The 22,390-nt window shown below is 37.9% G+C and carries 21 protein-coding genes; 7 read left to right on the top strand and 14 right to left on the bottom strand.

Annotated features, from left to right (window positions below; all coding sequences use genetic code 11):
• Nucleotides 1-176 precede the first annotated feature (176 nt).
• From ABLB98_RS05240 to ABLB98_RS05290, 11 genes are all read right to left on the bottom strand, one after another.
• Entirely contained in the window at nt 177-671 is a 495-nt protein-coding gene (locus tag ABLB98_RS05240; protein ID WP_348883414.1) for an IS630 family transposase, read from the bottom strand.
• A 47-nt stretch (nt 672-718) separates the two neighbouring features.
• The gene (locus ABLB98_RS05245; RefSeq protein WP_000122230.1) at nt 719-1,024 is read right to left on the bottom strand and encodes an IS630 transposase-related protein; all 306 of its coding nucleotides are present in this window, start codon (nt 1,022-1,024) and stop codon (nt 719-721) included.
• Nucleotides 1,025-1,186: 162 nt separating this feature from the next.
• Complete coding sequence (gene purB / locus ABLB98_RS05250; RefSeq protein WP_348883415.1) at nt 1,187-2,575, bottom strand: adenylosuccinate lyase; 1,389 nt, start codon at nt 2,573-2,575, stop codon at nt 1,187-1,189.
• Between the two features lie 54 nt (nt 2,576-2,629).
• Nucleotides 2,630-3,361 (bottom strand): high frequency lysogenization protein HflD, encoded by a 732-nt coding sequence (hflD, locus tag ABLB98_RS05255; RefSeq protein WP_005217064.1) that lies wholly within the window; start codon nt 3,359-3,361, stop codon nt 2,630-2,632.
• An 18-nt stretch (nt 3,362-3,379) separates the two neighbouring features.
• Nucleotides 3,380-4,513, bottom strand: a complete 1,134-nt coding sequence (mnmA, locus tag ABLB98_RS05260) for a tRNA 2-thiouridine(34) synthase MnmA (RefSeq protein ID WP_348883416.1) — start codon at nt 4,511-4,513, stop codon at nt 3,380-3,382.
• 4 nt (nt 4,514-4,517) lie between these two features.
• Nucleotides 4,518-5,006 (bottom strand): NUDIX hydrolase, encoded by a 489-nt coding sequence (locus ABLB98_RS05265; protein ID WP_348883417.1) that lies wholly within the window; start codon nt 5,004-5,006, stop codon nt 4,518-4,520.
• 83 nt (nt 5,007-5,089) lie between these two features.
• Nucleotides 5,090-5,767: a DUF2625 domain-containing protein gene (locus ABLB98_RS05270; RefSeq protein ID WP_348883418.1), complete on the bottom strand. Its 678-nt coding sequence runs from the start codon at nt 5,765-5,767 to the stop codon at nt 5,090-5,092.
• 45 nt (nt 5,768-5,812) lie between these two features.
• Complete coding sequence (locus ABLB98_RS05275) at nt 5,813-6,349, bottom strand: gamma carbonic anhydrase family protein (protein WP_348883419.1); 537 nt, start codon at nt 6,347-6,349, stop codon at nt 5,813-5,815.
• A gap of 91 nt (nt 6,350-6,440) precedes the next feature.
• Nucleotides 6,441-7,589: a D-alanyl-D-alanine carboxypeptidase PBP5/6 gene (gene dacC, locus ABLB98_RS05280; RefSeq protein WP_087548200.1), complete on the bottom strand. Its 1,149-nt coding sequence runs from the start codon at nt 7,587-7,589 to the stop codon at nt 6,441-6,443.
• A gap of 113 nt (nt 7,590-7,702) precedes the next feature.
• Nucleotides 7,703-8,104, bottom strand: a complete 402-nt coding sequence (locus tag ABLB98_RS05285) for an MCR_0457 family protein (RefSeq protein WP_005159320.1) — start codon at nt 8,102-8,104, stop codon at nt 7,703-7,705.
• 147 nt (nt 8,105-8,251) lie between these two features.
• The gene (locus tag ABLB98_RS05290; protein ID WP_087537402.1) at nt 8,252-8,626 is read right to left on the bottom strand and encodes an MCR_0457 family protein; all 375 of its coding nucleotides are present in this window, start codon (nt 8,624-8,626) and stop codon (nt 8,252-8,254) included.
• Nucleotides 8,627-8,729: 103 nt separating this feature from the next.
• On the opposite strand from ABLB98_RS05290, the gene surE reads away from it, so the two are divergent.
• The 3 genes from surE (at nt 8,730) to ABLB98_RS05305 (ending at nt 11,502) form a co-directional block, all read left to right on the top strand.
• Nucleotides 8,730-9,500: a 5'/3'-nucleotidase SurE gene (gene surE, locus ABLB98_RS05295; RefSeq protein WP_348883420.1), complete on the top strand. Its 771-nt coding sequence runs from the start codon at nt 8,730-8,732 to the stop codon at nt 9,498-9,500.
• A gap of 110 nt (nt 9,501-9,610) precedes the next feature.
• A complete protein-coding gene (locus ABLB98_RS05300) occupies nt 9,611-10,441 on the top strand; it encodes a peptidoglycan DD-metalloendopeptidase family protein (protein ID WP_348883422.1) in 831 nt (276 codons plus the stop codon).
• 131 nt (nt 10,442-10,572) lie between these two features.
• Nucleotides 10,573-11,502 (top strand): LysR family transcriptional regulator, encoded by a 930-nt coding sequence (locus ABLB98_RS05305; protein WP_208727891.1) that lies wholly within the window; start codon nt 10,573-10,575, stop codon nt 11,500-11,502.
• Between the two features lie 40 nt (nt 11,503-11,542).
• Here the strand turns inward: ABLB98_RS05305 and ABLB98_RS05310 are convergent, their stop codons facing one another.
• On the bottom strand, nt 11,543-14,170 hold the full coding sequence (locus tag ABLB98_RS05310) for an ATP-binding protein (protein WP_348883423.1): 2,628 nt from the start codon (nt 14,168-14,170) through the stop codon (nt 11,543-11,545).
• A 186-nt stretch (nt 14,171-14,356) separates the two neighbouring features.
• Between ABLB98_RS05310 and ABLB98_RS05315 the strand changes: the two genes are divergently transcribed.
• The 4 genes from ABLB98_RS05315 to rpmE all read left to right on the top strand — a co-directional run bounded on the left by ABLB98_RS05315 (nt 14,357) and on the right by rpmE (nt 18,459).
• Complete coding sequence (locus tag ABLB98_RS05315) at nt 14,357-16,531, top strand: MFS transporter (protein ID WP_348883424.1); 2,175 nt, start codon at nt 14,357-14,359, stop codon at nt 16,529-16,531.
• Between the two features lie 2 nt (nt 16,532-16,533).
• Nucleotides 16,534-16,935 (top strand): lactoylglutathione lyase, encoded by a 402-nt coding sequence (gloA, locus tag ABLB98_RS05320; RefSeq protein WP_005159336.1) that lies wholly within the window; start codon nt 16,534-16,536, stop codon nt 16,933-16,935.
• A 134-nt stretch (nt 16,936-17,069) separates the two neighbouring features.
• Nucleotides 17,070-18,038: a bile acid:sodium symporter family protein gene (locus tag ABLB98_RS05325; RefSeq protein ID WP_348883426.1), complete on the top strand. Its 969-nt coding sequence runs from the start codon at nt 17,070-17,072 to the stop codon at nt 18,036-18,038.
• 196 nt (nt 18,039-18,234) lie between these two features.
• On the top strand, nt 18,235-18,459 hold the full coding sequence (gene rpmE / locus ABLB98_RS05330; protein WP_004662919.1) for a 50S ribosomal protein L31: 225 nt from the start codon (nt 18,235-18,237) through the stop codon (nt 18,457-18,459).
• 91 nt (nt 18,460-18,550) lie between these two features.
• On the opposite strand, the gene ABLB98_RS05335 is transcribed toward rpmE, so the two are convergent.
• Nucleotides 18,551-20,650: an EAL domain-containing protein gene (locus ABLB98_RS05335; RefSeq protein WP_348883427.1), complete on the bottom strand. Its 2,100-nt coding sequence runs from the start codon at nt 20,648-20,650 to the stop codon at nt 18,551-18,553.
• Nucleotides 20,632-22,386 (bottom strand): GTPase, encoded by a 1,755-nt coding sequence (locus tag ABLB98_RS05340; protein ID WP_348883428.1) that lies wholly within the window; start codon nt 22,384-22,386, stop codon nt 20,632-20,634. The genes ABLB98_RS05335 and ABLB98_RS05340 overlap by 19 nt, the downstream gene beginning before the upstream one ends.
• Nucleotides 22,387-22,390: the final 4 nt, after the last annotated feature.

The following is a 22,390-nucleotide window of genomic DNA, read 5'->3' on the forward strand; positions in this document are numbered from 1 at the left end:
TTAAAATTCATCTTTTAAATAATGTGTTTAATTGCCTTTATTATATTTAAAATGATAGGGGGGACACATAATTCTTATATTTTAATTCCATTTTTTTGAAATGGTAGTTTTAAGTTTGGCGCTGATATCAATTTTGGGGTGGCGTAGAAATGAATAAAGTTTATAGAACTGTATAGTCAAACTACTTTATTATTCATACAAGATTCGAAAAAAACTCGAAATAACTCATCGACTGAGTCGATCAACCATTCTTTACGCTTACGTTTAACCCATGCCCACATCTGTTCTATAGGATTTAAATCAGGGCTGTATGCAGGAAGCCAAAGAATTTTATGACCTTGTTGTTCCAATAACTCTTGAATATCTGCTCTTTTATGAAATGCTGCATTATCCATAACCACTACACTATTTTCTGGTAATGCTAGTATGAGGAATTGCTCAATCCAAAAATGAAAAACATCTGAATTGATTTTGCAGTCAAATAAACCGACTGAAAATAAATACCCTTTATGGATTGCGCCAATGACATTGGTCTGATTCTTTAATTGCCAATTATATTGCCCTAAACAGGGTACTCCTTTTCCTGAGTAGCCATGAGGTCTATAATCATGTGACTTAAAACCACTCTCATCCAGATAAATAATCGGATGGTTTTTTTCTAATTCATTCACTTGCTGAATAAATTTATCCCTAAGCTTTGTATCTGCTTTAGGATGGCTTAACGTCTTTTTTTAACTGTAATATTTAAGCGCTTTAATGCAGCACCAATAGATGAAACACCACAATTAAAACGTGCAGCACGTTCATATTGATAAGCATCAGGATACTTTTCAACATCTTCACGTAAAGCATCATCGTTAATTTTAGAAGGTTTACGTACACGAGTTTTTTTAATCTCTATACGTTTCTTCCATTCAACAATGGTATTTTTATTAATTTCAAATTGTGCAGCTACCGCTCGAATAGAATAACCTTCCTCAAGCTTAGCTAAAATTTTACGTCTAAAATGTTCTGAATAACTCATTGCACCATTGTATTGGTTTTATAATGATTTGACTATAAACGTTTTTAAATAAAAATCGGGTGGTGATCAGTTAAAATCGTTGGGATTCTGATGATTTTAACGAGCAAAATGAAGAAATAAAAAAAGCAAAGACGAGGCTTTGCTTTTTTTAATCAACAAAATTTAGATTTTGCTAATTAGATCATTAATTTGTTTCGCTTGTTCAGCCGCATTACCTGTGTAAGTTGCAGGGCTAAGTTCAGCTAAGCGAGCGCGTTCATCTGCTGGAACTTGTGCAAGTTCATCACCATTCACGAAGTTCACCATCATGTCACGGGTCATTGCTTGACCACGAGTCAATGCTTTTAATTTTTCGTATGGCTTTTCAACGTTATAACGACGCATAACGGTTTGGATTGGCTCTGCAAGAACTTCTTGTGCTTGGTCTAAATCTTCATTTAAACGGTTCGCGTTCAATTCAAGTTTACCAATACCTTTTAAGCAAGCATCAAAAGCAATCAAGCTTTGTGCAAAACCAACACCCATGTTACGAAGAACAGTTGAGTCAGTTAAATCACGTTGCCAGCGAGAAACAGGAAGTTTTTCACCAAGATGACCCAATACCGCATTTGCGATACCTAAGTTACCTTCAGAATTTTCGAAGTCAATTGGGTTTACTTTATGAGGCATTGTTGAAGAACCAACTTCACCGTCTTTTAATTTTTGCTTGAAGTAACCTAGTGAGATATAGCCCCAAACATCACGGTTAAAATCGATCAAGATCGTGTTGTAACGACGTAATGCATCAAACAATTCAGCCATATAATCGTGTGGCTCAATTTGTGTGGTGTATGGGTTGAATGCTAAACCTAAAGACTCTACAAATGCTTGAGCATGTGCAGCCCAATCAATTTCTGGGTAAGCAGATAGGTGAGCATTGTAGTTACCGACAGCGCCATTGATTTTGCCAAGTAATTCTATATTTTCAAATTGCTTGATTTGGCGCGCTAAACGATAAGCAACGTTTGCCATCTCTTTACCCAACGTAGTCGGGCTTGCAGTTTGACCATGTGTACGAGACAACATTGGTTGTTCAGCATGTGTGATTGCCAAAGCAGAAATCGCATTGAGGATTTGTTTCATGCTTGAAACTAAAACTTCACGACCATTTTTAAGCATTAATGCATGAGACAAGTTGTTGATGTCTTCAGAGGTACATGCAAAGTGAATAAATTCGCCCGCATTTTGTAGCTCATCAATATTCGCAATTTTTTCTTTAAGGAAGTATTCAACCGCTTTTACATCATGGTTCGTCGTACGTTCAATTTCTTTAATACGATTCGCATCTTCTTCAGAAAAATTGGTTACGATCGCATCTAATGCTGCATTTGTTTCAGCAGAAAAAGCAGGAACTTCAATAATTTCTGCACGATTTGCAAGTGCTTGTAACCAACGCACTTCAACCGTAACACGAGCGTGGATTAAACCAAACTCAGACAAAAAAGGGCGTAACGCATCGCATTTGCTTGCATAACGTCCATCAAGTGGTGAGAGTGCGGTTAAAGCATTCATACAGATTCCTTAATTTTGGAATAAACATAAAAATAAATTCGTCTTAGCATCGGTTTATACCACCTGATACTGTAAACGAGCGAGAGCTTGAATATCTTGTAATAACTTACGTTTAGTAAAAATCATACTCCAAGAGCTACCACCGAGCTGCTTCCATAAATGTGCAAGTTGTAAGCCAGTAAATAAGCATGCACGAATACGGTTGGTATGATTGATGTCTTTAAATGCTTCAGCATTACCGCGAACTAAAATACGAGGATTGATTTGTCCTGCTGTTTCCACATAAGTTTGTGCAAGGTTGGCGATAATACTTGGATGCAAATAGTTGTTATCGAAAAATGAAAGCTGTTTTAATATTTTTTGTTGAGCTGCTTCGATAATTTTGACGTATTCAGGATTGCTATACACTTTCTTTTCTAATTGCAATAACGCCATTGCATAAGACATTGGGAGTTTAGCAGTTGACATTTTCGGAATACGAGATTTAGGCGCAGTATTAAAAGGTTGCGTTATACAACCTTCTAATGTTTTTAAACCAAGAGAGATATCTGCAAGTTGATTAAAAAAATCTAAAGTTTGAGTGGCATTGTTGGTGGCTGGGCGAATATTAAGACTGGCTTTAATCAGTAGTTCAAAATAAAAATTACCGCTATCGCCAATACTTTGCTGACCCGCCATTGCAGTCATATGCGTGAGCTGAGTTGCTTGAAACACAGCAGCCAATGCCAAAGCACGATTTTGTCGAACATTCAACGCTTGGGCGTGCTGAAAGGGTAACTCCACCATGCTTCGCTTCCAATTTCCTTAAATAAAATCTGGTTCAGGTGCATTGGTATGGTGAATCACACCACCACCTAAGCAAACCTCTCCTGAGTAGAACACTACACTTTGCCCAGGAGTCACAGCACGTTGTGCTTCGTCAAACTCAACGCGAATACCATTTTCAGTTTGTTCATCACGATAAATTGTACACGCTTGATCAGGCTGACGATAACGGGTTTTTGCCGTGCATCGGAAACCACTGGCTGGGATATCCTGTTCACCAGCAACCCAGTCAATTGACTCACTCCAGAGCTGTGTGCTTTGCATGAGTGGATGATCATGTCCCTGTCCAATCACCAGTCGGTTATTGGCAATATCTTTATGGAGTACGAACCATGCACCTTCTTGTGCGCCTTTCATACCACCGATACCAATACCACCGCGTTGACCGAGCGTATAGTACATCAAGCCATGATGTTCACCAACTTCTTTACCTGACTCTAAAACAATTTTTCCAGCTTGTGCAGGTAAATATTGTTTTAAGAAATCGGTGAAACGACGTTCACCAATAAAGCAGATACCTGTCGAGTCTTTTTTCTTCGCTGTTGCTAAATCAAGTTGTTCAGCAATGCGACGAACTTCGGGCTTTTCGATTTCACCGACAGGGAACAGCGTCTTATTGATTTCACGACCATGCACTGCATGTAAGAAATAAGTTTGGTCTTTATTATTATCCACACCACGGAGTAATTGAGCATACGTTTCGCCACGCGAGTTTTGCATGCTTGCACCACGACGCGCATAATGACCTGTTGCAATAAAATCTGCACCTAAAGTCATCGCATGGTCGAGGAATGCACGGAATTTAATTTCTTTATTACACAAGATATCTGGGTTTGGTGTGCGACCTGCAGCATATTCAGCCAAGAAGTGTTCAAACACGCGATCCCAATATTCCATGGCAAAGTTCGCAGTGTGCAGCTTGATACCAATTTTATCTGCAACGGCTTGCGCATCAGCTAAGTCTTCAAGTGCTGTGCAGTATTCCGTACCATCATCTTCCTCCCAGTTTTTCATGAAAAGGCCTTCAACTTGATATCCTTGTTGAAGTAATAATGCGGCAGAAACAGAGGAGTCTACACCACCAGACATACCGACGATGACACGTTGTTGCATCTAATTAAGCGTCCAAATGAGAAGTTAATGAGGGAGAGAAAGGGTGCTCATAAATGAGCGATAAGGGATATTTTTTGCCAGCAAGGGCATCTTCAATTACTTTTAAAACCAATGGGCTTCTAGCACGTGCTGATTCTTGTAGCTCATCCAAGTTCATCCATACTGTACCAACAATACCTGTATCCAGTTGCGCATTTTCTTCAACTGACGTGACATGTGCTAAAAAGCAAAAACGGTAATAGGTACGATCTGGAAACATCGGGGGAGTATAGGTATAAATACCGAGCAGATGATCAATTTCAACATGATGACCTGTTTCTTCTAAGGTCTCACGAATCGCTGCTTGAATAATGGTTTCACCACATTCTACATGTCCCGCAGGTTGATTAAACACGGTATGTACAAAGCCTTCGCTGTGTTCTTCAACAAACAGAAAACGTCCGTCTTTTTCGACTACAGTAGCGACTGTGACATGGGGTGTCCAAGCGGTCATAGAAAGCACCATGATTTTAAAAAACGTATTCTACAAAATTTGAGAGTTTTTGGCTATGGTAGTGCTGATGGGGAATTATTGAATTAATCTAAATTTTTCATTTCATTAATAATTGTATCCAGCAACCAGAAATTTTCTTCAATTGAAATAGCCTTTTTGCTTAATTCATCTATATTCTTTCCTTCTAGTGTCCATAGAAAAGGATAAAATGAAAAGACCTGATTCCCAGTAAGTTCTTGAATATCAGTTTTCCAATTATTCCACCTTAAAGAGCCATAAAATTGATCGAGATCGCCATTTAAACACCAATTTAAGAAATCTGAATAACCAATCTCTAAATTCTCCCATCTTAAACAGTCGGGAGCAAGATAATAAATATCACCTAAGCTTTCTCCCAAACCACCACAATTTATCGAAAAATAACCACCCAGAATATCGTCGGCTATAAGTAAATAATCAGGTTGCTTATGTTGTTGGGTGATTGTTTTTCCAATATTCCATTCATGAATTCCACGATCTAACCTTTTGCTGCCAGAACCTAAAACTCTCAACCATCCATGATCAATGAGTAAACCACCAGTTTCATAAATCATAGCTCCCATTGAGGAGCGAGTCGTCACTTGGATTGAAAGTAATTCACTTTCTGCTCTGTTTATATTATTAGGTAGCATTTCAAATTGATTCTTAGCCGTTTCCAACCAGCTTTTAATGAGAATCCAACCTGATTCCTTAGTATCTATTAGTTCATTTAGTTGTTTCATTGTTCTTTGAGTTCGTTAGTGTAAATTGATTAAATGGATATAAATTTAATTATTCTTATAATTATCCTTCACTTTCACATAATGGCGTGCTGAATAAGGAAGGAATTCCATTTCTTTTTCAGTCAGTGCACGAACTTGTTGTACTGGACTACCGACATAGAGATAACCGCTTTTTAAAACTTTACGTGGCGGAACAAGGCTACCAGCACCAATCATCACATCATCTTCAATAATCACGTCATCTAAAACAACGGTATTAATTCCGATCAAGACACGATTGCCTATGGTACAACCATGCAAAGTCACATGATGTCCAACCGTCACATCTTCACCAATGACTAAAGGTGAACCATTTGGTTTAGCTTGGTTTTTATGGCTGACGTGTAACATACAGTGGTCTTGCACATTACTATTTTTGCCAATCTGAATTGAATTGACATCACCACGGATTACGGCAAAGGGCCAAACGGAAACATTCTCTGCTAATTTGACATCACCGATGATGACAGACATGTCATCCACATAACAGCTTGAATCAACATCAGGTTTTTGATCGAGATAGGGACGAATATTCTTAGCCATGAGTATGATCAATATAAAATATAGATGAATTATAAAATAAAAAAGCATTCATGCCCAAGAGCATGAATGCTTAATATCAGCAATTCTAAAATTAGAATAAGTTACTAAAGAACATCTTGATATGGTCAATTAGACGAGCAAAGAAGCTTGCTTCTTCAACAGGTTTTAATGCAACAAGTGGTTTCTCTGCAATCACTTTACCATCAAGGCTTGCAACTAATTTACCCACAACTTGACCTTTGGCTAAAGGCGCATTCAATTTAGGTTGAACTACAAGTTGAGTTTTGATTTTGTCCGCTTGACCTTTAGGCATGGTTACGTTGAAGTTTTCAGCAAGACCAATTTGAACATTATCTTCTTTACCAAACCATACTTTTGCTTTAGCAAGCACTTGGTTAGCAGGCTGTACATTTGCTGTTTCAAAGTTCGCAAAGCCCCACGCTAACAATGTACGAGTTTGACTAGCACGTTCATTCATGCTTGGCGTACCAAAGATGACTGAGATCAAACGCATTGGTCCACGTTTACTTGAAGTGGTTAGGCAATAACCCGCTTCATCAGTGTGACCCGTTTTTAAACCATCAACACTTGGGTCTGTATAAAGCAATGCATTACGGTTGCCTTGCTTAATGCCATTAAAGGTAAATTCTTTTTCCGAATAGATCGGGTAGTATTTAGAGCTATCTTTAATAATATGTTGTGCCAGTACAGCCATATCTTTAGCAGTTGAGTAATGACCTTCAGCAGGCATACCTGTCGCATTGATGAAATGAGTATTGATCATACCGATACGTTTGGCTTCTTGGTTCATCATATGGGCAAATGTACCTTCGTTGCCCGCAATGTGTTCGGCCATTGCTTTAGATGCATCATTGCCTGATTGAATAATAATGCCACGTAACATTTCTAGGACAGTTGCTGTACCATTTAATGGTACATACATACATGATTCAGCACTGGTACCACGACACCATGCTGATTCATTCATACGGACTTGTTCGTTGTCTGTTAATTCACCCTTTAAAAGTTTTTGTTCTATGATGTAGCTTGTCATCATTTTGGTCATAGAAGCGGGTGCGAGTTTTTCATTTTCATTTTTTGCAGCAAGGATTTGTCCTGTCTCGTAATCCATTAATACATAGGATTTATTATTTAATTCTGGTGGAGACGGTAGGACAGTCGCTGCATATGAAAGGCTTGGCAAAAGTAATAATGCAGCAAGAGCGCTTTTTTGAGTCATTCTAGGTGTTCCAATATCTTGTGTGAAGCAGATGAGCCTAGCATTTTAGGACAAAGCAAAGCCGACTTCTACGGTAGAAGTCGGCTTTTTCATGCAGTATTGTAACTAATCAGTTACTTAGAATAATAATTCCGAACATCATCGCAAATTTGACGATTATCATCTTCAGATGCAGCCTTCGCATCTTTACGCGCTTCAGCAAGAGGAGCTTGGAACTCTTTGGTTTTAGCACGTTTATTGAGGATGTCTACAGCATTTGGTTCATTTGATAAGTATGATTTTACGAGGTTGTCATATGCTTTATTAAATTTTAGATCTTTGCCAATTAAATCTGGGCAGATTTCTGACAATACATAAATGGCAGCAAGTTCTTGAGGAGTCACGCCTTCAGACGTTGGTGTAACTTCAATTTTTTCAGGTTCAGATTTTTTTTCTGCGGCAAATACAGTTGTTGTGAAAAGACTAGAGGTAATGAGAAATGATAAACCTAGTGTTTTGAAAACATTTTTCTTCATAAGAACTCAAACTCAGAAACAAGACTTAAAGAATTTGAATAGCTTATAGCATAAAAATATCAGTAGATTGTATGTTTGCTGTAGGAAATTAAACGGAAGCGTTTTCAAATCTTAAATTTGAAAACGCTTCCAAATTTTAATGGCATATTAGCCTTCAAAATTTAATACATCTTCACATACTGACTTTTGTTCAGCTTTTTCAACTTCTTTCGCTGCTTCACGAGCATCTTTCAATAAAGATTGGAATTCTCCATCCTTTTGTAGACTCTCAAGGGAAGCTGACTTATCCGAATAGGTGCTTAAATAAGAACCCACCATCTTTTTGATGTTTTCGTCAAATTTAGCATTTTTTCCAATTATGCTTGGGCACATTTCAATGAGGACTTGCGCATTGGCAATATCATCTTTGATGAGTGCGTCTGCTTCTTTAGCTGAAACCGTTGTGTTTGCAAAAATTACGGGTGCTGTTAGAAGTGAAAAACTTACCCCTAAAACACGGATAAAAGTAGATAAATGTCTCATGGCGGCATAAATTTCTAATACTATGAAGTTACAAATATATATAATTCATTGAATAATTCAATTGAAAAAACTACGTAGTAACATTTGAAGAGACAAGATCAAAGTGAATATTTTAATAGCAAATGATGATGGTGTTTTTGCACCAGGCTTACAGGCTCTAGCACAAGCGTTAAAGCCTTTAGGACGCGTCGTCGTGGTTGCACCTGAAAGTGAGCGTAGCGGTTACTCAAGTGCTTTAACTTTAGATCGTCCTTTACGACCGATCCCAATTGCAGAGGATGTTTGGGCTGTGAATGGAACGCCCGCAGATTGTGTTTATTTATCAATGAATGGTCTATTCGATTTTGAATTTGATCTTGTTGTCAGTGGTATTAATAGTGGCGCAAACCTCGGCGATGATGTTCTATATTCAGGTACGGTTGGTGCTGCATTTGAAGGTCGCCTAATGAAACATCCTGCAATCGCAGTTTCATTAGCAGGTTCAAATGTACGTTCCTATGAACATCCTAAGCATTATGCGAAAGCTGCACAATGGGTTCATGATTTTATTGCGAATGGACTACCAATTTTGCCGCCCCGTCATATTTTTAATATTAATATCCCAGATGTTGAGCAAATTAAAGGGACACAAATCACCTATCAAGGTCGTAGAGCACAATCCAAACCAATTAGTAGCCATGTCGATCCACGTGGTCGCCAAGTCTATTGGATTGGTTTAGCCGGTGAGGCGGTTACAGAACCTCAATCCGCTTCAAGTCATATTCAGTCTGATTTCTTTGCTGTCGCGAAAGGTTATGTCAGTATCACGCCGATTCAAATGGATGCAACTAATTATGCTGTACTCGATAATTTACATCTTCATGTAAATGGTTAGCAGTGGCTATGTTATAACTTTGTGAATATAGGAAGTGAGAACTCGTTTTTTCTCACTTTTTTGGTACTCTTAGGCGCAAATAAATTAAGGTTTTTTCGATGAGGGCGAAGATGCATTTAAACCATGTCTCGATTTTTCTATCACGAAAAATGATTAAAACAATCGTGTTGTCTATGGCAGTAACAAGCATTGTCGTCGTTACAGGTTGTGCATCAAAACCACAAGTAAAAGGTGGTAATCGTTATGTACAGCAAGCACCCAATTATTACACAGTACGTTCAGGCGATACGCTGAGTGCAATTGCAAATCGTTATGGATTGAATTATTTAGATGTTGCTGCGCTGAATGATATTGCGCCGCCTTATCGTATTTATGTCAATCAATCATTACGTTTAAAAGGTTCTGTTTCAGAACGAACTACATCTACACAAGCAGTGGTACAAACCGCGCCGATTCAACGTCAAACGATTAACTTGCCAACACAACAACCTGTTGTTCCTAAGACACAGCCTGTTATACCCAAAGCTGCTGTTCCAGCAAATCCTGTTACACCATCTTCAACGACGCTTGCTTCGAGTTTACGTTGGGTAAAACCATCAAATGGAGCGATCATTCAAAGTTTCAATTTGGCAAATAACGTCAAAGGAACACGTTACGGTGGTAATGAAGGCGATCCAATTTTTGCTGCTGCAAATGGGCAAGTGGTCTATGCTGCTGATGGTTTAAAAGAATATGGCAATCTAGTCTTGATTAAGCATATTGATGGTTATATTACGGCCTACGCGCATAACAGTAAGATGTTAGTCAAGAGTGGGGATAATGTGACTGCTGGTCAAAAAATTGCAGAAATGGGTTCTTCAGGTGCTTCACGTATCATGCTTGAGTTCCAAGTTCGTTTAGATGGCAAGCCTGTGAATCCAATAATAGTTTTACCAAACTAAAATAGCCGAATTAATAATCTTTCAATAAATTATTAATAATCGCTAGTTTAAGGGTAGACTTCCTTGTATACTTATTGAGATTGCTTTAATTAGAACAATAAGCATATTTTAATAAATTAAGAGAGAAGTCTATGCTAGATCAATTGCGTGCAATGGGGGTCTTTGCTTGCGTTGTTGAAAAAAGTTCTTTTAGTGGTGCAGCACGAGAATTAGGAATTACAACAAGTGCAGTCAGTCAACAAATTCGTTCTTTAGAACATGAAATGGATGTCACTTTACTTCATCGTTCTACTCGAAAACTCAGTCTTACAGAAGCAGGACAAGCATTTTTTCTCAGTTGCCAAGAAATGTTGGCTGCCGCTGAACGTGGCAAAATTCGTATCAATGAACTGCGCGACGATCTTGTTGGAGATTTACGTATTGCGACGACACCTGAATTAGGTGCCTTGCATGTCATTCCAGCACTATCTCATTGGATGTCAGCACATAAAGGTCTAGCGATTCATTTTGAAGCAGACCACCGTTATATTGATTTGATTGAAGAGCGGATTGATATCGCAATACGGATGAGCCTGCGTGTTGATGATCATCAGCTCACCGCAGTACCTTTAGCGAGAGTTGATCAGGTTCTTGTTGCATCGCCAAGTTATCTCAATCAAGCATCAACTATTACTCGCCCAGAAGATTTACGAAATCACGAATTATTACCTGTTACTTTGATGCACAATTATCAACATTTTGCCTTCCGTCATGGTTTGAGTGGTGAAATTGTCAATGTTGATATGAAAACACGCTTAGGCACAAACAATGTTTTTGTTGCTAAATCCTTGTGCCAGCAGGGGCATGGTATTGCACGTATTCTCTATATGGACATTCAAAAAGAACTGATTAATGGTTCTTTGGTTGAAGTTCTACCTGATTGGCAACTTCCTGCTTATACGCTTCATGCTTTAACTTCCAAGCGTGAACAATACCCAATGAAAGTGCATCGTTGTATTGATGCATTAAAACAATATTTCGCTCAATTACCTGGTGGACGATCTCTACTGGGTGTAGCCTAAGAAAAAGGCCATGTTTGTTTAAAAACATGGCCTTTTCATTTTATCTATTCTTCTTACGAAGTGATTTTAAGCTTTTAGCTTCAACAGTAGATTCTTCTGAAGATTTTGTCTCAGTTTCATCTTTTTTGGTCTTTTTTCGCTTTTTCTTTTTTTTAGGTTCATCATCTTCAACAGCTTCGCCGTCCTCAATTGCTTGCCAATACTCAAGTTGTTCCATAACGGCTGCATAGATTGAATTTTTACTATATCGACCTTTCTTATCTAATGTACCTACTGGGCGAGCCATTAGAATTTCTAAGGCTTGATCAATTGTTTCAATCGCATGGACATGGAACTGACCTGCTTGAACCGCTTCAATTACATCTTGACGTAGCATCAGGTGTTGCATGTTTTGACGGGGAATAATGACGCCTTGTTTGCCTGTTAAGCCTTGAAGTTTACATGCATCATAGAAACCTTCGATTTTTGCATTCACTCCACCAATTGGTTGTACTTGGCCAAGTTGGTTCATAGAACCCGTAATCGCCCATGATTGGTCAATTGGAATTTGAGAAATGGCAGAAATTAAAGCTGAAAGTTCTGCAACAGTGGCACTATCGCCATCCACTTGTCCATAGCTTTGCTCAAACGCCAATGCTGCGGAGAAATGTAAGATTTGTTCACGACCAAAGTGTGCTTTTAAGAAGCTTGACATGAGCAACACGCCTTTGGCATGAAGCGAGCCGCCTAACTCGACACTGCGTTCAATATCTAAAATATCACCGCCGCCTTGATAAACGGATGCGGTGAGACGAGAGGGTAAACCGAATTCAACATCTGCATAGTGAATTACAGACAAGGCATTGATCTGACCGAGACGATGCCCTGAAGTTTCAATCAATTGTGTCCCACGCGAAAGATCTTGCCAATATAACTCTCTTAAATAGCCTAAGCGATATTGACGATGATGTAATGCTTGGTTGACATGCTGATCTGTGACGATTTTGTCATCAGCTTTAAAGGCATGATGATGTGCTTCACGAATTAAATCACCGAGTGTAGAGGCATGTAGTGAGAGAGAGCTTTGATCTTCTGCTTGACGACTAGAGTCGGTGAGTAAAGCGGCGAGCGCTGAACGATCAAATGGAAGTAATTTATCGGCTTGAACATAGTCTGCAATCAATTGCATATAGGCTTGTTCATTGCTGTTATTACGTTGCAAGGTATCCGTAAAATCTGCGCGAATTTTAAAGACACTGCCTAATTCTGGTTCAACTTCTAAAATTTCATAGTAAATTTCAGGTTCTGCCAGTAAAACAACTTTGATATCTAAAGGAACAGAAGCGGGTTCAATCGAAATGCTGCCCGTTAATGTTAGCATATGTTCTAACGAAGAAAGTTTGAGTTGGCCTGATTTCAATGCACGTTTTAAACCTTGCCATGCATAAGGCTGTTCAAGCAATTGCTCTGCTTCAAGCATTAAAAAGCCACCGTTGGCTTGATGCAAAGACCCCGGGCGAATTAAGGTAAAGTCGGTGGTAATCGTACCATTATGTGTAAGTTGCTCAACATGACCCAATAAATTATAGTGCGTTGGAAAATCTTCGAAAATAACTGGAGCACCACTATTTGGCTTATTGGCAATAATTACATTAGCTTGATAACGTGATGGAACACGATTAAATAAAGCAGGCGTAAAATCATCTTCTTCTTGTTCTAAAATCAGCTCAACATTATCAATAATATCTTCAGCATAATGTTTTAGATATAAGTCGAGACCTTTGACTTCTTTGTTTTTATTTAAAATTGACTCCATACGTGGTGTAACCACTTGAGTGGCAATTTCACGGTTTAAAATTGATACTTGATCACGAGCATCGTCTTCTAAATCACCAAGATGTAACCCTAAACGCTCTAGTTTTTTCTCCATATAACGCATGTTGGATGTGATTTCAGCACGTTCTTTGCTGCTTAGCACATCAAGATCATTTTTTGTTAATTCTTGATATTCATTCTCTATGAGCTGCATTGGAATAAACACGTGTTTGTCATCACGAGAAATTAACTTTAAATCGAGTTCTTGTCCTTCTTTAGTGAGTTCTATTAAAGCTTGTTGCTGGACATCACCTGTATCTTGACGAATGCGTTCAATACGATTGTGATAGCTTTCAGCACTAAAACGACGTTCCAATTGTTTTAGAATGATTTGCCATGTTTGCTGTAAAGCATTTTGAAATTTTGTACCTTGTCCTGCAGGAAAGCGTAGTGCAATGGGTTGTCTTGGATTTTTGAAGTTATTGACATAAACCCAATCGTTTGGCGTAGGCATGGTTTTAGCGTGTTGCTGAAGCAACCGTTTAATCATGGTGCGTTTGCCAAGACCCGCTGTGCCAACTGCAAAAATGTTATAGCCAGAGTATGGTAAGGAAATACCAGCTTCTACTGAGGCACGTGCACGATCCTGCCCAAGAAAGTTATTGAGGGGCTTGATACGTTTAGTTGAACTCGGAATCTCAGCTAGATTTAGAATATGCGTGAGTTGTTCAGGGCTAAGTGCTGTTTTCTTAAGTGTCGTTTGAATATCCGTCTGCTCAAAGGCGCTTGGTAAAGAATTGATTTTCGCTGTAGTCGTGTTTGTTGGTGTTGAAGATAAAGTTGTTGCAGTCATTTGATCAAGTTTTTGGGTCACTATTGCTATCCAACAAAGAAACGAAAGTTAAGTAATTAAAGGTATACAGTTTTAGGTCTAAAGATCAAGCGAACTTGTGTTTTTTATCGACAAAACAAAACAATCGTTGCATAAAGCAACTTGCAAGCAAGAGCAAGAAACGATTGAATAGGCACATTCACGCATGTTCATGGAAAATAATAACCAATGACAACTCAAGCACCTGGGTGGGCATCCGCATTTAAAGCTTTTTTAGATCGCCGTGCACTGATTATGCTATTTCTTGGTTTCTCGGCAGGGATACCCATTTTATTGATTTTTTCTAGCTTGTCTTTATGGTTAGGTGAAGCAGGAATTGATAAAAGTGCTGTGACATTTTTTAGTTGGGCGGCATTAGGTTACTCTTTTAAATTCGTTTGGGCACCGTTGATTGATGAATTGCCTGTTCCATTGTTAACGAAAAGTTTAGGTCGCCGCCGTGCTTGGTTGTTGATTGCACAGTCTTTGATTATATGTGCAATTTGTATTATGGCATTTTCCGACCCAGCACTTGGACAAAGCTATTTAATTCAAATGGCAGTTGGTGCTGTTTTATTAGGATTCTCGGCAGCGACTCAAGATATTGTCATCGATGCTTATCGTATTGAACTTGCTGAAAGTGAGATGCAAACGGTTTTAGCTTCAACTTACAACGCAGGTTACCGTATCGGGATGATCGTTGCGGGTGCAGGGGCTTTATTTCTTGCTGCTTATTTAGGTACAGCTAAAGGCAATTATATCTATGAAGCATGGAAATATACTTATCTCACCATGGCAGCGGTCATGGTGGTTGGTATTATTACAACTTTGTGCATTCGTGAACCTCAAGTAAATCGTGTTTATAAACACTATAAAACTACAGATTACTATCGCTTAGTCTTTGTATTTTTTATTGCTGTTGCAACTTTTGTTGTCAGTTATATTTACTCTGGGAATGTAACAGATGCTACCGCTAAAGCCGCAAATATTAAAGACACCGCCGCTTTATTTGGTTTAGAAGCCCTGCGCTTTTTAACTGCTACAGCCACAGCTTTATTCGTTGGTTTTTGTTTAGTTAAAACTGGCGTCGTGAATCAACAAATGGCTAAAGAAACTTGGGTTGCCCCAGTTTTAGATTTCTTTAAACGCTATGGTATTAAACTTGCCTTAGTTCTTTTGCTGCTGATTGGTTTTTTCCGCATCTCAGACATTATTGCAGGAGTGATTTCCAATGTGTTCTATCAAGATCTAAATTTCACTAAAGAACAAATTGCTGAGGCTGTGAAAATCTATGGTGTGATCTTTAGTTTAGTTGGTGGTTTTCTCGGTGGTTTGTTGGCGCAACGCATGAACATTATGAAACTCATGTTTGTGGGCGCAGTGTTGGCAAGTTCAACCAATTTAATTTTTATCGGGTTGGTCAAATCAGGTAAACCACTTGCTCCAGTTGAGGTTCAGGTCGGAAATAAACATTATCAAGTGCAAACCGATGATGTTGGATATTGGAAATTACAAGTGCCGAATGACGTCTTAGCAAAAGCAAATTCGGTACAGGTAAGTACTCAGTACCAAAATCAGAGCGATACAAATGTAACTCTTGCCATACCATATTTAGTAAATGCCCAGCATGCTCAGATTCAATTATTACCTATTAGTGGTGATGATCAATTAACGGAAAAAGAATTGAAGCAAAGTCTGGTCGTTAAAGGACAATTAGCAGGGCTTAAAAGTGAAGATTTAAATGAAGATAAGCCTGTTATCCTTAAATTAGATAATCAAGAATTTGCTGCGAAAGTGGATGATAAAGGAATATTTACTGGTGCTGTAGATGGAAAGCTATTACAAGCATCTCCCACTAAAACGATTAAAGCTTTTGTTCATTTAAAAAATAATAGTGCAAGCCAGTTATTTGCAAAAAGATCATACCGTATCAATACTGCATCACATGTTGAAACCACACTCGATGTCGATATTCAGCCAATTGCTGTGGTCGATCCAAGTCAGTCAGGCACAATAGAACTTTCTGGCAAAGTGATAAAAGGCTATAGCTCATTGTGGCTCTATTTTGCCATTATTGTAGATAATTTAGCTTCAGGTTTGGCAGGTGCTGCATTTATTGCCTTTTTATCTAGCTTAACCAGCGTATCATTTACCGCAGTTCAATATGCAATTTTCAGTTCATTAATGACTTTAACACCCAAATTATTGGGTGGTTATTCAGGAACGATTGTGAGTAATATTGGCTACCCAAATTTCTTTTTAATGACGACTTTAATTGGAATTCCAATTTTGATTCTTGTGGTTTGGGTTGCTAAACTATTGCGTGACCATGAAAACCAAACAACTCAACAGACAGGTGAATAACTATGCGCATGTTACATACGATGTTACGAGTAGGTAATTTAGAGCAATCTTTAAAGTTCTACACTGAGGTACTTGGTATGAAATTACTACGCCAACGTGATTATGAAGAGGGGCGTTTTACCTTGGCTTTTGTGGGCTATGGTGATGAAGAAAATAATACTGTGCTTGAGCTGACTCATAACTGGGATACAGCTAGCTATGATTTAGGCAATGCCTATGGTCATATCGCCATTGGCGTAGATGATGCTTATAAAGCATGTGAAGAAATCAAAGCAGCTGGTGGAAAAGTAGTACGTGAGGCTGGCCCAATGAAAGGTGGAGTTACAGTGATCGCTTTTGTTGAAGATCCAGATGGCTATAAGGTTGAATTGATTCAACAGGATCAAAATGCACGTAATAATTAATTTCGTATCTTGATCCACAATTTCTAATTTAAAGCCATAGCTTTATTTATACAGCCCAGTATGATGTTTTGATCGAATGGTCAATAATCTCATATTGGGCTGTATCGTTATTAGCGAACAGATTGGGAAAAGTTATGTTAAAGCTCTTGGCGCTAGATCGTTTCACAATATTATTGATAGCAATGGTAGTACTAGCGACTTTTTTCCCAGTTTCGGGACAGGTTGCGCATTACTTTAATATCCTAACGACAGTTGCGATTGCTATATTATTTTTTTTACATGGCGCCAAGTTGTCACGTGAAGCCGTTGTACATGGAATGCTGCATTGGAAAATGCATGCATTGGTTTTTGCTTTTACTTTTGCGATTTTTCCTGTAATTGGGCTTTTAGCTAAACCTGTTTTGGAGCCGCTTCTTGGGCAACAGTTGTACTGGGGCTTCTTATTTATGTGCTTCTTACCCTCAACAGTACAATCTTCAATTGCATTTACGTCGATTGCAAAAGGGAATGTTGCAGGAGCGGTTTGTAGTGCATCTTTCTCCAATATCATTGGGATGTTTATTACGCCAATCTTAGTGAGTTATTTTATCTTAGGCCAAAGCCAACATGGCTTTGATCCTACGCAATCGATTGTTCAAATTACCTTGTTACTATTGGTTCCCTTTGTTTTAGGTCAGTTACTTCGCCCTTATGTTTTTCCTTATATGATCAAATTACCAAGCTTAGTGAAAGCTTTCGATCAAGGATCAATCTTAATGGTAGTTTACGGTGCCTTTAGTAGTGCTGTAGTTGCAGGCTTATGGCATCAAATCAGTGGATTAGCTTTGCTGTATTTAGTACTTGCATGCTCAGTTTTGCTTACTATTGTAATGTTGCTTGCTTCGTATTTACCAAAATGGTTAGGGTTTAATCATGCAGATCAAGTTACTATTTTCTTTTGTAGCTCTAAAAAAACGCTAGCGAGTGGCGTGCCAATGGCGCAAATTCTGTTTATTGGTCAGCCTTTAGGTATGATTGTATTGCCGATTATGATTTTTCATCAAATCCAATTAATGGTCTGTGGTGTAATTGCGAATCGTTGGTCAAAATCAAAACAAGAATAGTTCGCAAATTTTGATTTATTGGCGTATAATCTTTGCCACTTGTTGGCTTTGCCCTGATCTAAGGGTCTCGGTGAGTCAAAAGAAATGGTCTGTTGTGGTATTGATCTGCGAGTGTTAACACTCTGCTTTCCTCATCTTGAGAGTGATCAATTGCGATAACAGCTTAAGCCTTTCTTACTAAATAGGAGCATCGACCATGCGCGCCGATATTCACCCTAAATACGAAAAATTAGTTGCTACTTGCTCATGCGGTAACGTAATCGAAACTCGTTCTGCACTTGGTAAAGAAACTCTTTATCTTGACGTATGTTCAGCTTGCCACCCATTCTATACTGGTAAACAAAAGAATGTAGATACTGGTGGTCGTATCGACAAATTCAAACAACGTTTCTCTGGTATGTCACGTTCTATCAAACGTTAATATCAAGAAAACAAAAAAACGGGCGATATGCCCGTTTTTTTATGCCTTTTGATATTCCCTCCTTTATCAAAGGAGGGTTAGGGGGGATTTTCTATTGGTCTTGTACGTCAGTTAAACGATCAAGTTTCTTTTGGAAGTAGTTACCTTGCAAGAAGCGGGCTTCGACATTCCATGCATTCGCAAACAAACTCATGTCATTGAGTTCGGTGAGTAAAATCTCAACTTGCTTTTCAGCAATAAAATGAAGAATTTTCTCTTGTAGAATTGCCATTTCTTTTTCAGATCCTAGCATCTTCACTAATTTTCGATGGAAGCTTAAATACTGCGTATCGATCTGTTGAAGAATTGAGTCACTATAAAGAGAATCACCAAAGTTACGAATAGAGATCTCAGCGCCGTGTTGACGAAGTGATGCAATCAGAGATTGAGCCTGTGATAAATTTTGCTGAAGAGCTTGTTCTGAAAACTGCAGAATTAAAGGATGAGCTTGTTTGCTTCCAATAATTGTCAATAATTTAGCGACCAATTCGGATAATTTTCTGTCATTCAATAAAATATGATGATTCAGATTAATAATTAATTTAGCTTTTGGATATTGGGTAATGAAGTTGTGTAATTGTTTACAAGCTTCTACTAATACCCAACGGTCTAACTGAGCCGATAATTCATGATCATCTTTTAGATCACTAAGATCCATCAAGTCTAACCATTGATTATTATGAATAATACCGCCAAATACTTCATAGGTATGAGTGAATTGATCTTGTTTATCATAAAGCTGCTGATATTTTAGATGTATATCACCTTTATCTAATTTGCTTCTGAGCTCTTCTAAAAGATTGACTTCCATCGACATTGAAATTTTATCAGTTGTCAGGCTAATATCACTGTCAATCGATGCATTTTTCAAGACTGGTAGTGCATGCGTAAATGCTTGAGAAATGATTTTCTCAAAATGAGCATCATCTAATATTTGTTGGTCTAGTTCTTGATAGCCCAGTTTTAAATGTAATGGGAAAGTGTGGTTTTCAGTGACCAATAACTGAGGTTTTTGTAAACCATTCAAGCCTATAAGCAAAGAGTTTAAAACTGTTTTTGATTCAGCTTGAATAAGCCCAACATACAAAGCCGTTTCTATTTGATAAATTGGAACATTAACTTGTTCTTTAATGAAATTTGCAATATTTGAAAAATAAGCTTTAGTTCCACGCCAGTCAGTTTGAAAAACTTCGTTTGGACAATTATTCAGGCTAAATAAGATTAGAGCATTTGCATTGGCTGGGTGATTTGCTAAATTTCGATTAATTTGTTGCAGTGCTAAGATGATACCAGAGGCTTTTTCACTTTGTACTGAAGTAGTCGTGGCAGTTGCTGCTGAAACAACAGTTGATGATGATTCACATTCAATATTCAGTTGTATTTCATCATCATTACCAGAGGGTAAGAACTCAACATGTAAAAGATTATTCTTAACCATTGGATTTTGGGTGCGAATTTCAAAGCGTGCTTGTTCGAATAAGCCTTGGGAAATTCTTTTAAAGCGTAATTTAAACTGGCCTAAATCTTCAGGTTGTAAAATATCAAGTATTGGTAAGCCAATGACGTCATCTTCGCTGTCGAAACCAAATAGGTGAGCATATTCAGCATTCGCTTTGATATGAATACCTTCTTGTAGAATTGCAACTGCTTTATGTGTTTCAGCAACAAGTGATTGGGCTTGTGTTTGGGCTGCCTCTAATTCGGTAAGTAAACGGTGCTCTGCTTGTACTAAACGACTGAATGAAAGTGATCTAATAATACTGATATAAAATTCTTCTGGCGCCTTTAAGTTCACAACATCATAAATACCTTTATGAATGTACTTTTGATATAGCGCTGAATTATAGTCATCTGGCTCAAGCAGTAGAATGGGTAAACTTGGTTGTGCGGATGCATGAATAAGAGAAAGCGTTTGTTCGATTTTTAGATCGTAAGCACGTCCAAAAATTACAATATCCCAAGGCAAATTCAATTGTTTTTCAAAAGTTTTTAAATCATCAAGTAAAATAGCCTGTACTTGATGTTCTTGCTGCGCAAAAAGCTCTAAAACTTGATTATACCTTAATTGGTTATCATCAATAATGAGTAAGCGCGTTTCAGTTCGTTTCAACTTTTTAGAGAGTAAAGAATTTCTCACTTCAATGCTTCCCATAAATCTTGGTCATTTGTATCCATATTTTTTTGCGCAATAAATTTATTAAGAACGGGTTGTTCTTCTTCATTAAGTAGTTCAAAGTCGAATTGAACAAAACTTTGGGTAATTAGTTGTGCAGTCAACAGATACACTTTTACTTCCTCTTTCCCTAATCTCAAATGAACAGCTTGCTGTTCGCGAAAAATTTGCGAGCCTGGCAAAATTATTGTTGTTTTAGTTTCATCTAAATTTTGATTTTTTAAAATAAGCGCAGGGTAATAATTGCTAATATGACGATCTGCTTGTACGCGAACTGCACAAGGGAAAATTTCTTGTGCTAAAACCTCTAAGCCTAATTCTAAACTTTTTTCACTTGATTGCTTTAACCAACGAATCACACCGCCGCGCCAATGTCCATGAGAGGTTTCTTTTACAAGAATATATTCGCCAGTTCTTAGATTTTTTGGTACTTCGGCTGACCATTTAATTCGATAACCATTAACACTAATATCTAAAATATCCGCTTGATAAATGGCTTTGTTTTCTCGGCTTAAACGCTGGATTGAGGATTCTTGATTGCCAGAAGAATCTTTTTTATCCCAAGTTGATAAAAATTTTGATTCGCTTTGTAGTCCATACCCGTGTTCTAAGAGTAATGTTTCACCGAAGTTTTTTGCTTTGGATAAATAGAAGTGGGCTGTTAAGAGTCCAAAACAAATATGTAGTTGAGCTGAATATTCATAGCGTTCATGGCGACGTTCTGCCGTAGATCCTAAAATGGTCTGAACGTGGAATTTTAGAGCGGGTGTGAGATAAATCTTTTCATTCTTAGAAATGTATTCAGCATTTTTATGTAATGTTGCTGTCACATGATCAAGTAAACCATTTGTACTAATAAAGATATTAGGATTAAATCCTGAACTTTGTTTTTTGTTGTATATTGGCGGATGATCTTTAGTTGTATCAACAACGTATTTAGTTAAATCAGTCTCTTTAGATAAGAGCTGTAGCATTTTGGCCCAGTCAAAACTGCATTGAAACAGGGCTTGAATTTCTGTTTGACGAATTTGATTGGTATTAAAAATATCCATCAAAATTAATTGAGCATAGGCCTGAGCAATATTATTCAGGCTATTTGGCTTAGTTTGCGCCTGTTCAATAGTCACATGATGATACTTATGTGTCACTGCTGCATCGTATAATTGATGTGCAATGAGCCACTGTCCTGCAACAGGTTCACTATATAACATGTGTTGTTGATAAAGAAGCTGCGTAAGTTGTTGCAATGCTTGGAAAGTTGCAAGTGTTCTAGCAGTATGTAAATTTTTCTTTTGGTTTAGTGCAAAAATAGAAAATTTTCGATTTTCCAATTGTTCGCTACTGCGGCGAACAATATTGATATAAATAGCCGCAAAATAGCAGCGTAACAGCATTGCCAGTTCAATAATGTGCTCATTACGATCTGAACTGATTACACCCTGATTAAAAAAGTTTTTCTCTAGGCTACCTAAAATATTTTCAATCGTTGGATGTAAGGTCTGAATGAGATCAAAGCGTAATGTTTCTGAACAATCTAATTCACAAAGCTCTAATAAGGCTGCAAACAATGCTTTTGAAGTATCACCCAACTGCATAATTGAGAGGGTTGAAATCCATTCTGTTAAACTTTTTGCGTTTGCATCACAAAAACTGAGTTTATCCCGTCTTAAAACAGTGGGAATTTGAAAAATATCCGAAAATGCATTATTCATCATTGTA

The organism is Acinetobacter yuyunsongii (genome assembly GCF_041021915.1).
GTDB lineage: Bacteria > Pseudomonadota > Gammaproteobacteria > Pseudomonadales > Moraxellaceae > Acinetobacter.

Coding starts and splice junctions, on each gene's coding strand:
- ABLB98_RS05340 (WP_348883428.1), bottom strand. CDS start 22,386: ATGATGAATAATGCATTTTCGGATATTTTTCAAATTCCCACTGTTTTA.
- rpmE (WP_004662919.1), top strand. CDS start 18,235: ATGCGCGCCGATATTCACCCTAAATACGAAAAATTAGTTGCTACTTGC.
- purB (WP_348883415.1), bottom strand. CDS start 2,575: ATGAATGCTTTAACCGCACTCTCACCACTTGATGGACGTTATGCAAGC.
- dacC (WP_087548200.1), bottom strand. CDS start 7,589: ATGACTCAAAAAAGCGCTCTTGCTGCATTATTACTTTTGCCAAGCCTT.
- mnmA (WP_348883416.1), bottom strand. CDS start 4,513: ATGCAACAACGTGTCATCGTCGGTATGTCTGGTGGTGTAGACTCCTCT.
- ABLB98_RS05315 (WP_348883424.1), top strand. CDS start 14,357: ATGACAACTCAAGCACCTGGGTGGGCATCCGCATTTAAAGCTTTTTTA.
- ABLB98_RS05245 (WP_000122230.1), bottom strand. CDS start 1,024: ATGAGTTATTCAGAACATTTTAGACGTAAAATTTTAGCTAAGCTTGAG.
- ABLB98_RS05290 (WP_087537402.1), bottom strand. CDS start 8,626: ATGAGACATTTATCTACTTTTATCCGTGTTTTAGGGGTAAGTTTTTCA.
- gloA (WP_005159336.1), top strand. CDS start 16,534: ATGCGCATGTTACATACGATGTTACGAGTAGGTAATTTAGAGCAATCT.
- ABLB98_RS05265 (WP_348883417.1), bottom strand. CDS start 5,006: ATGACCGCTTGGACACCCCATGTCACAGTCGCTACTGTAGTCGAAAAA.
- ABLB98_RS05335 (WP_348883427.1), bottom strand. CDS start 20,650: ATGGGAAGCATTGAAGTGAGAAATTCTTTACTCTCTAAAAAGTTGAAA.
- hflD (WP_005217064.1), bottom strand. CDS start 3,361: ATGGTGGAGTTACCCTTTCAGCACGCCCAAGCGTTGAATGTTCGACAA.
- ABLB98_RS05300 (WP_348883422.1), top strand. CDS start 9,611: ATGCATTTAAACCATGTCTCGATTTTTCTATCACGAAAAATGATTAAA.
- ABLB98_RS05325 (WP_348883426.1), top strand. CDS start 17,070: ATGTTAAAGCTCTTGGCGCTAGATCGTTTCACAATATTATTGATAGCA.
- ABLB98_RS05285 (WP_005159320.1), bottom strand. CDS start 8,104: ATGAAGAAAAATGTTTTCAAAACACTAGGTTTATCATTTCTCATTACC.
- ABLB98_RS05275 (WP_348883419.1), bottom strand. CDS start 6,349: ATGGCTAAGAATATTCGTCCCTATCTCGATCAAAAACCTGATGTTGAT.
- ABLB98_RS05305 (WP_208727891.1), top strand. CDS start 10,573: ATGCTAGATCAATTGCGTGCAATGGGGGTCTTTGCTTGCGTTGTTGAA.
- ABLB98_RS05270 (WP_348883418.1), bottom strand. CDS start 5,767: ATGAAACAACTAAATGAACTAATAGATACTAAGGAATCAGGTTGGATT.